Here is an 8,887-nt window from a genome sequence, read left to right on the forward strand (position 1 = left end):
GCCCTGGCTCAGTAAGTCGGCATCGACGGGTCGACCTGGCGAGCCCAGGCATCGATACCACCGTCGAGATTGAAAAGCTGGGTAAAACCTTGTTGTTCCAGAAACATCGCGGCACGGGCGCTGCGCATGCCGTGATGGCAAATGCACACGATGGGCGCGTCGGCGTCGAGTTCGTTCAGGCGGGCAGGCACGTCGCCAAGCGGCACGTTCTTGCTCTGCGCAATGTGGCAGGTCTGCACTTCCCAATCCTCACGCACGTCCAGAAGCGTGGGTTGGCCGCGGTCCCCATCCGCCAGCCACTGGGCTAATTGCGCCGGTGTAATGTTTTGCATGATCAACGTGTGTCGTATAAATGGCGGCCAGTCCTCATTCATCCCCCGGGGGACTGGTCCGCACACGGCAATCCGGGCGCGCCGCCGTCAGCTGGCGGCGGCACACACCCGGGCGCCGGGCTCAGAACTTGAAGCTCGACGGTTGCGGCGCGACCAGATAGGCCACTTGCGTCTCGAACAGGTTTTCGGTGCGGTACTCGTTTTCCGACAGACGCGTGATCAGTTGCGCTTCCATCACCGGCGAGCCGCCCACGAAGGCTGCCAGACGGCCGCCCACCTTGAGCTGCGCGAGGAAGGCCTGCGGCAGTTCTGCCAGCGCGCCCGAGATCGCGATCACGTCGTACGGGGCGGCGGCGCTCCAGCCTTGTGCGCCGTCGGCGTTCACGACTTCCACGTTCGTCACGCCGTTCGCGCGCAGCGTCTGCTGGGCGGTCTGGGCGAGGTAGGCGTCGAATTCCACCGTGGTCACGTGATGCGCGTTATAGGCGAGCAGCGCGGCCATGTAGCCCGAACCCGTACCGATTTCCAGCACGTTCTCGTTCTTCTTCGGCGCGAGCGCTTGCAGAATGCGCGCTTCGACGCGCGGTTCCAGCATGAACTGGCTGTCGTTGCTGATCGCGGCGCCCTTGAGCGGGATCTTGACGTCGGTGAAAGCGAGGTTGCGGTAGGGCGCCGGCACGAAGTCTTCGCGCTTGACCACCGTCAACAGATTGAGCACCTGCTGATCGAGCACATCCCAAGGGCGGATCTGCTGCTCGATCATGTTAAAGCGGGCCTGTTCGTAATTCATTTCGATTACCGTGGGATTGTAGGCAAACACAACCGCGCATTTTACCAGTTCCGGGCGACGGTCATGATGACGCGTGAACTTATGGGTTGGGAAGGGTCACCCGATGCAGATATGCCGCACACATCGTGGCGATCTGATCGGCGATGTGCGCAGCGAGCTGGCCGCAGGTCGTGCCCGCCGGCGTGCGGTTCTCAAGAATCGCCTTGATCGGCCCCGTCATCGAATTCAGGAACACGAAAGCGACCGTGCTCGTATCGTCGAAACGCCCGTCCTGCGCGGTATCCAGCATGGCGACGACCGCCGCATGCATGCGCTGGCTGGCCCCCGCAAATACCTCCCGGCCATCCAGATCTTCCGACAGACGATAGAGCGCCTGCGCTTCCTCGATATCCGTCATCTTCGCGCCGACGTACGCGTCGGCAAGCGCCCGGGCCATCGCCTCGAGCGGCAGGCCGTGCGAATCCAGACACGTCTTTTCCACCGTACAGACGATGCGGTCGATATGCCGCTCCAGCACGGCATAGAGCAGCACCTGTTTGTTCTGGAAATACTGATAGAGGGTGCCGACCGACACCCCGGCGCGCTCCGCCACCCGGGTGGTGGTGAGCTGGCGCCCGCCATCGAGCAGCAAAACCTGAAGGGCGGCCTCGAAAATCGCGTCGATCGTGACACGCGAACGGGCCTGCTGCGGCGATTTACGGGGCCCTGAGGCCCCTCGGAAGTCCGGTTTCATATGCGAATAGAAAATCTGAAGGATTCTTCATAAACTCGATGCTAACAAATTTGCGCGGCTTTGCATGCAGTTCAGCGCAGAACAACAGGCATGACGACGGGAGCAGTGATGAAACGGGACGCAATCGACAAGGCAGTGCGAGCGGACGCCGAACGCCATCTGGGACGGGTGGCACTGGTGACGGGCGCGACCAAGGGTATTGGGCAGGAAGTGGCACGCTCGCTCGCCGAGGCGGGCATGACGGTGGTGGTGGGGGCCCGCGACGAGGCAAGAGGTGAAGAGGTGGTGGCCCCGCTGCGCAAGGCGGGTTTTCAGGCCGAGACGCTGGTGATCGACCTGCTCAAGCCGGAGACGCTGCACGCGGCGGCCTACCGGATCGGGCGCTATCACGGCCGGCTTGACGTGCTGGTGAACAATGCGGGCATTACCGATCCGCGCGACGACACCCCCGAGCGGGCGTCCATCGAGGCGGTCGAGCGGGTATTTGCCACTAACTTCTTCGGCACCTTGCGGGTGACGCAAGCCATGTTGCCGTGGCTGTCGCGCTCGGACGCCGCGCGTATCGTCAACGTGTCGAGCGGTCTGGGCTCGCTCGCCAACAACGGCGACCCGGCGTGGGAGCATGCCGCGTTCAAGCTGATCGGGTACAACGCCTCCAAGGCGGCGCTCAACATGCTGACCGTGCAGCTCTCGCACACCTTGCGCGAGACGGCGATCACCGTGAATTCGGTCGATCCGGGCTACACGGCGACCGATCTGAACGGCAAACGGGGCACCCAGAGCGTGGAAGACGGCGCGCGCAGCGTGGTGATGCTGGCGCTGGGCGAGCGTGGTGCGGTCAACGGCGGCTTCTTCGACGTGGCAGGCGCGTTGCCGTGGTGAACGGGTAACCGAGTGCAGGGGCGGGGCAGGTTGCGCACGCGGTAAAATGCGCAGCCTGCTTGTCCGGTGACACCTCCGCCACCGGCCCCAACCGATCGTTTCATGAACTGCCGACCGCATTGCGCGGCTTGTTGTATCGCGCCCTCCATCTCGTCCCCGATTCCCGGCATGCCGCACGGCAAGCCGGCGAACACGCGCTGCGTGCAACTCGACGATGCCGACCGCTGCCAGATCTTCGGCAGCCCGCTGCGCCCGGCCGTGTGCGGCTCGCTGCAACCTTCGTTGGAAATGTGTGGCGACGACCGCGAACACGCCGTGCGCTGGCTGTCCGAACTCGAAGCGCTGACAGCACCGGTGCAGTAACCGGCGGATCGCCCCCATGCATCAAACCCCATCCGTCACAGCGCTACGCCGATAGGCACCGGGTAGTTCGGCGTCATGGGCGAATGCTATAGTCGCGCGTGTCGGGCGCTGGGCGCCCTGTAGTGGAACGAGACATGGCGCGTCACACGCATCCGGACCGGCAACATCATCAGCAGTGCGAGGCATTGGACACACGCGATGTGCACGAAGCGACGAACCCGTCGCGTCGTCGCTGGCTGACCCTCACGGGCGCATCGGCACTCGCTGCCGGGCTCGCCGCATGTGCCGGTTTGCCGTTCGGCAACGACTACACCTTTTCCGAAAGCCAGTTGCAGCGCGCGTTGGAGCGCAAGTTTCCGTTCGACCGCCGCGTGCTGGCGGTGCTTGACGTGAACCTGTCGCACCCGCGTCTGACGCTGCTGCCAGACCGCAACCGTCTGGCGGTGGCCGTCGACGCCACCGTGACGCATCCGCTTGGCGGCGCGCCGCTCACCGGCACGCTGGCCATCGACAGTGCGCTGGCCTACGACCCGGCCACGATGTCCGTGGTGCTGCGCGATCCGGAAGTCGAGACATTCACGATTGACGGTTTGCCCGAGCGCTGGTCGCGCCAGCTCAACGCTGCCGGCGCATTGCTCGCCACTCAGTTGTTGCAGGGCGCCCCGATCTACACGTTCAAGCCCGAGCAACTGAGCATTGGCGGCGTGGCAAGACAACCGGGCCAGATCACCGTGCTGTCGCACGGTGTGAACGTCAAATTCGATTCCCGTTGAACCGATGAATCGTTGAGCCGGCGGCAACGCATGCCGGGCTCACGCATCTCCCGATTTCACCCTTTCAAGACTTATCAGGAAACCATTGCATGGACTTGTTGCTGGCGCTTAAGGCGGTCATTCTCGGTGTGGTCGAAGGTCTGACCGAATTCCTCCCGATCTCGTCGACGGGGCACCTGATTCTGGCCGGCAGTCTGCTCAACTTCAACGACGACAAGGGCAAGGTCTTCGAGATCGTGATTCAGTTCGGCGCGATTCTGGCCGTCTGCTGGGAATTCCGCGCGAAGATTGCACGTGTCGTGGCGGGGCTGGGCAGCGATGCCACCTCGCGCCGTTTTGCCATCAACGTGATCGTCGCCTGCCTGCCGGCCATCGTGCTGGGGCTGCTGCTCGGCAAGCACATCAAGGCGGTGCTGTTCAATCCGACGGTGGTGGCCACAGCGTTCATCGTCGGTGGCGTGATCATTCTGCTGGTCGAGCGTCACAACCGCCGCAATGTCGAAGCCGGCCAATTGCCGCGCGTGAATTCCATCGACGATCTGTCGGTCGCCGATGCGCTGAAGGTCGGCTTTGCACAGTGTCTCGCGCTCGTGCCCGGTACGTCGCGCTCGGGGGCCACGATCATCGGCGGGATGATGTTCGGACTGGAGCGCAAGGTGGCGACCGAGTTCTCGTTCTTCCTCGCGATTCCGATCCTGTTCGGCGCAACCATCTACGAACTGTACAAGGCGCGCGCCACGCTGTCGGTGGATGACTTCAGCCTGTTCGGTGTCGGGTTCGTGGCGGCGTTCATCAGTGCGTTCATTTGCGTGCGCTGGTTGCTGCGCTACATCGCGTCGCACGACTTCACCGCGTTCGCGTGGTACCGCATCGTGTTCGGTCTGGTGGTGCTGGCGACCGGTTACAGCGGGCTGGTGGTCTGGGCAGACTAAGCATCACGGATTGACGCAATGAAAAAAGGGCACCTCGCGGTGCCCTTTTTCGTATGCCTCAGCCTTTCAATCGCGCCGTTCAGCCGCGCTTCCTGAAGACCAGATCCCACACGCCGTGACCGAGGCGCAGGCCACGGTTCTCGAACTTCGTCACCGGACGGTAGTCGGGACGCGGCGCATAGTCGGCGGCGGTGTTCTCGAGCGTCGGCTCGGCGCCCAGCACTTCGAGCATCTGTTCGGCGTATTCCTGCCAGTCGGTCGCGCAGTGCAGATAACCACCCGGCTTCAGGCGCGAGGCGAGCAGTGCGACAAACGGCGGCTGGAGCAGGCGGCGCTTGTGGTGGCGCTTCTTGTGCCACGGGTCCGGGAAGAACACGTGAACGCCGTCGAGCGACGCTTCCGGCAGCATGTGCTGAACCACTTCCACGGCGTCGTGCTGGATGATGCGCACGTTCGACAGCGGCGTGGTTCCGATGAGCTTGAGCAGCGCGCCCACGCCCGGCTCGTGCACTTCCACGCCGAGGAAATCGTCGTCAGGGCGCACCTTGGCGATATGCGCGGTGCCGTCGCCCATGCCGAAACCGATTTCGAGAATGCGCGGGGCGTTCGGGCGTTCGAAGGCGGCCGGCCAGTCGAGCGTTTCGGGCGCGTAGGGCACGAGGAACTTCGGGCCGAGCGTGTCGAATGCGCGCTTTTGCGCTTCCGAGCTGCGACCGGCACGGCGCACGAAGCTGCGGATGCGGCGCGGGTGCGCAACGCCGTCCGGACCGATCTGTGCTTCGTCGTCTTGCGCGTCAGAGGTGTTCGGCGCGTCGAGGTCGGCGTCGTCGTCGTGGGCCGGTTGCGCGTCGTCAGTCGGCGGTCGCCCGTGGTTCGCGTGGTTCGTCATGGAAGCAGAAAGCCGTCGGGGGCGACGGCTTGTCGAGGAAGTGCTGCGGCGGGCGGCGCGCTTGGCAGTGATGCCCGCGCTGGCGCCCAACACGATGATTTTTCAAAGGAATTTCCCGCGCCTTGGCAGCGGGAACGAGCGCGATTATCGCCCGGAACGGTCTTGACTGGCAAGTTGGCCCCCGGTGCCGCTCAACGCGCCTTTGCCCGCGAGGGCTTGGCGGAAGCCGCGACACGCGCCGCGCTCTTGTTGCGCATTGCGCCGGCGCTGTCCATGTCTTCGAGCCATGAGAGGGCGTCGGCATGGCGCAGAAAGTGGCGGAGATAGTCGGGCGACACGTCGTGCATGAGCGAGAGCGCGCGATGCACGAGATGACTCGAATTCAGCGGCCCGGCGTTCTCCGGCACCTGCGCCAGCGACTGCCGCAGATTGCCGTCGGTGCTGAGCTTCGACCAGGTTTCGCGGAAATACTCCAGCACGTCCATGTCTTCGAAACTGTCGTCGGTTGCGATGACCGTTGGGGGCGCGGGCGGCGCGATGGCAGGGGCGACCGATGAAGCGGCGGATGAAACACCTGCCGCTGCGCCGGATGAAGCCGCGTTGACCGGGCGCGCCACAGGTGCCGGGTTCGCGGGACGCTTGAGCGACGCTACCGACCGTGCGGGCCGCTCGCCGACGCGTTGCGTCATGTCGGCGATCAGGGCAGACAGGGGCGACTGGGAGGACTGGGAGGACTGGGATGGCGAGATGGCAGCAACTCCGCCTTCCGGCGCCGTGGCAACGCTGTCGTGGGCGTCCGGGGCTGCACCGTTCGCACCGTCCGTCAAAGCCTTCGAGAAGGCGTCGACGAGCGTTTGCAGGCGCGCGTCCAGCACGCGCCTTGCTTCGCCCGTATAGGTCTCTGCTCGCCGCGCTAGCGCCTCAATGAGGTGAAAGCGAACCGGGTCGCGCTTGTCGGCTTGCTGCGCCCGCCAGAGGTCGAGTTGGGTCTGCCAGATCGACTTATCGGCGGCGTCGGCGGTGTCAGCCGAATCGGTGGGATCAGCGTCAGCCATTTGATTTCCCGGCCTTGCCTGTATTCCCCGCATTCCCCGCACTACTGCGCGGCATCGGTGCAATTTCCACGCGCCGGTTCTTGGCGCGGCCGGCCTCGTCGCCGTTCGACGTCACGGGCTGTTCCGCACCGAACGCGGCCGAGAACACCGACGACGGGGGAATACCTGCGGCGATCAACTCGCGCGTGACGGTGAGCGCCCGTTGCGCAGACAACTCCCAGTTATCGGCAAAGCGCCGGTTCGTCTCACGCACTTGCTGATCGTCGGTGAAGCCACTGACCATCAGAATCTCGTCGCTCACTTTCAGGTAAGCGGCGAGCGGCGCGGCGAGACTGCGCAGCACTTCGCGGCCCTGCGGCTGCAACTGATCCGAATTCAGCGCGAAGAGCACGTTGCCGCTGATACCGATGCGGCCGTTCACGATCGTGACGCGCCCGCCCGCCAGCGGCCCGGCGAGCGCTTTCTCCAGCGTCTCGCGGCGTTGCGTTTCGGCCTGACGTTCCTTCACCTCGCGCTCCAGCTTGGCCGACAATTCGAGCTGCACGCCGATCACGCCAAGCATGATCAGCACGAACGCGCCGAGCATCACCGACATCAGATCGCCGAACACGGCCCACGCCGGTGCGGCGGCGCCAACGTCGCCGTCGGCCATCTCGGAGTCGAAGTCGTGGCTCATGCTGCCGCGCTACCCGGTTGTGTGCGGGCCGCGCCCAGCTGTTGCAGGTTTTCGAGAATCTGCTTTTGCGACATCACGCTCAACTCCACCACTTCGCGGGCTTGCGCGACGTAGTAGCCGAGTTGTTCGTCGCTGCGGGCCATCGATTTGTCGAGTGCGGCTTCAATGCGTTGCAGATGGTCGAGCAGTTGCGTGTTCGATTCGCCGAAGGCCTGCACGGCAGCGCCGAACGTGTCGCCGAGGCTCGCCACTTCCACCGCGCTGCCGGTGACCTGCGCCGACGCGGCGGCCAGTTTCTCGGTCTGGGCGGCAATGGCGTCGCCCAGATTCGCGCTGGCACGTTCGAGCAACTGCGCCGACGTGGTGACGAGATCGTCGACCGCCGCGCGTTGTTCGTTGCCTGCATGGCGCACCGTGTCGAGCAGCGTGCCGAGCGTATCGAGCAGGCGCGAGCGTTCTTCCAGCATGGCGTTGTCGCGCAACATGCTGTCCGAGAGCTTCTGACGCAGTTCGGCGATGATTTCGGCGGCGGCCTTCGGGGCTTCGGCAGCGGTCTGCATCAGGCGCGAAATCTCGGCGATGGTGTCGCTCGCGTTGTTGCGCGACTGTTCCGACATTTCGAGCGCGGTACGGCTGAGCGTCTCGCAGATCGTCTGTTGCTGATTGGCCGTTTGCGCGCCCATCTGCTGCCACTGTTCGCGCAGTGTCGCGAGCGTGCCTTCGAGCGTTGCGGTCCATGCCGACAGACGTTGCGTCTCGCGCTCGGCAGTGGCGTCGTGATGCGCGGCGTTGGCGGCGTTCAGGGCGTCGAGCAGCGACGCGCTGTGTTCGGTGAAGGCCGTCGTCGTCGCGGCAACGAGTTGCTGATTGCCGCCCGCCAGTTGTTCGCTCACGCGAGCGTGTTCGGCGATGGCGTCGCGCCAGGCGTGTGCGACATTGGCCGACGCGGCGTCCATTTGCGTCGAAACACCATGCAGCAGTTGCGTCGAGCGCGTGTCGAAGGTGTCGGCAAAGCGCGCGAGCGCGGCGGCGAGGTCTTGCGTGAGCGAGTCGTTGGCTTGTTGCTGCGCAGTGATGGCCTGCTTCCACTCGCCGGACACCACGGCCGCCGTGTCGGCAACGCTTTGCATCGCGCCTTCCGTGCGCGTGCTCACGCCGTCCACGAGATGCGCCGAGCGTTGCTCGAATGTTTCCGTGAAGCGGCTCAATGCGGTGCCAAGATCGGCGGCCAGCGACGCGTTGGCCGCCTTTTGCAGCGCCAGCGATTCGCTCCACACTTGCGCCACACGCTCGTGTGCACCGGACACATTGCCGCTGGTCGTATCGAGCTTCACCGCCACGTCGCTGATCAGGGCATTCGAACGCGCGTCGAACGTCTGAGCGAAGCGTTCCAGCGCGGCACCGAGCTCCTGCGTCATCGTGTCGTGCGACAAGCGTTGCTGCGTCAGTGCCTGATCCCACA

General features: G+C 64.7%; 11 protein-coding genes. 4 read left to right on the forward strand and 7 right to left on the reverse strand.

The annotated features are described in order from the left end of the window. Positions 1–8 precede the first annotated feature (8 nt). The 3 genes from CDV46_RS09155 to CDV46_RS09165 form a co-directional block, all read right to left on the reverse strand. Positions 9–332 (reverse strand): rhodanese-like domain-containing protein, encoded by a 324-nt coding sequence (locus CDV46_RS09155; protein ID WP_058376053.1) that lies wholly within the window; start codon positions 330–332, stop codon positions 9–11. Between the two features lie 121 nt (positions 333–453). Further along, positions 454–1,122 (reverse strand): protein-L-isoaspartate O-methyltransferase family protein, encoded by a 669-nt coding sequence (locus tag CDV46_RS09160; RefSeq protein ID WP_058379901.1) that lies wholly within the window; start codon positions 1,120–1,122, stop codon positions 454–456. A 79-nt stretch (positions 1,123–1,201) separates the two neighbouring features. Beyond that, positions 1,202–1,855: a TetR/AcrR family transcriptional regulator gene (locus tag CDV46_RS09165; protein WP_087722367.1), complete on the reverse strand. Its 654-nt coding sequence runs from the start codon at positions 1,853–1,855 to the stop codon at positions 1,202–1,204. Positions 1,856–1,963: 108 nt separating this feature from the next. On the opposite strand from CDV46_RS09165, the gene CDV46_RS09170 reads away from it, so the two are divergent. The 4 genes from CDV46_RS09170 (at position 1,964) to CDV46_RS09185 (ending at position 4,805) form a co-directional block, all read left to right on the forward strand. Beyond that, the gene (locus CDV46_RS09170) at positions 1,964–2,737 is read left to right on the forward strand and encodes an SDR family oxidoreductase (RefSeq protein WP_058376051.1); all 774 of its coding nucleotides are present in this window, start codon (positions 1,964–1,966) and stop codon (positions 2,735–2,737) included. A gap of 102 nt (positions 2,738–2,839) precedes the next feature. Next, positions 2,840–3,100, forward strand: a complete 261-nt coding sequence (locus CDV46_RS09175; RefSeq protein WP_087722368.1) for a YkgJ family cysteine cluster protein — start codon at positions 2,840–2,842, stop codon at positions 3,098–3,100. 134 nt (positions 3,101–3,234) lie between these two features. After that, positions 3,235–3,873, forward strand: coding sequence for a DUF1439 domain-containing protein (locus CDV46_RS09180; protein ID WP_087722369.1), 639 nt, complete (start codon positions 3,235–3,237; stop codon positions 3,871–3,873). An 89-nt stretch (positions 3,874–3,962) separates the two neighbouring features. Further along, positions 3,963–4,805 carry an undecaprenyl-diphosphate phosphatase gene (locus CDV46_RS09185; protein ID WP_087722370.1) on the forward strand — a complete coding sequence of 281 codons (843 nt, stop codon included), beginning with the start codon at positions 3,963–3,965 and terminating at the stop codon, positions 4,803–4,805. Between the two features lie 79 nt (positions 4,806–4,884). Here CDV46_RS09185 and trmB read toward each other — a convergent pair whose 3' ends face one another. The 4 genes from trmB to CDV46_RS09205 form a co-directional block, all read right to left on the reverse strand. After that, positions 4,885–5,694: a tRNA (guanosine(46)-N7)-methyltransferase TrmB gene (gene trmB / locus CDV46_RS09190; RefSeq protein WP_087686476.1), complete on the reverse strand. Its 810-nt coding sequence runs from the start codon at positions 5,692–5,694 to the stop codon at positions 4,885–4,887. Between the two features lie 191 nt (positions 5,695–5,885). Further along, complete coding sequence (locus tag CDV46_RS09195) at positions 5,886–6,749, reverse strand: DUF2894 domain-containing protein (RefSeq protein ID WP_087722371.1); 864 nt, start codon at positions 6,747–6,749, stop codon at positions 5,886–5,888. Beyond that, positions 6,742–7,425 (reverse strand): OmpA family protein, encoded by a 684-nt coding sequence (locus CDV46_RS09200; RefSeq protein WP_170935828.1) that lies wholly within the window; start codon positions 7,423–7,425, stop codon positions 6,742–6,744. Before CDV46_RS09200 ends, CDV46_RS09195 begins: the two co-directional genes overlap by 8 nt. Beyond that, on the reverse strand, positions 7,422–8,887 hold a 1,466-nt coding region (locus CDV46_RS09205), incomplete at its 5' end, for a DUF802 domain-containing protein (protein WP_140413331.1). The genes CDV46_RS09200 and CDV46_RS09205, both read right to left, overlap by 4 nt.

Source organism: Pandoraea sp. PE-S2T-3, assembly GCF_002179965.1.
In the GTDB taxonomy this organism is placed as follows: Bacteria; Pseudomonadota; Gammaproteobacteria; order Burkholderiales; family Burkholderiaceae; genus Pandoraea.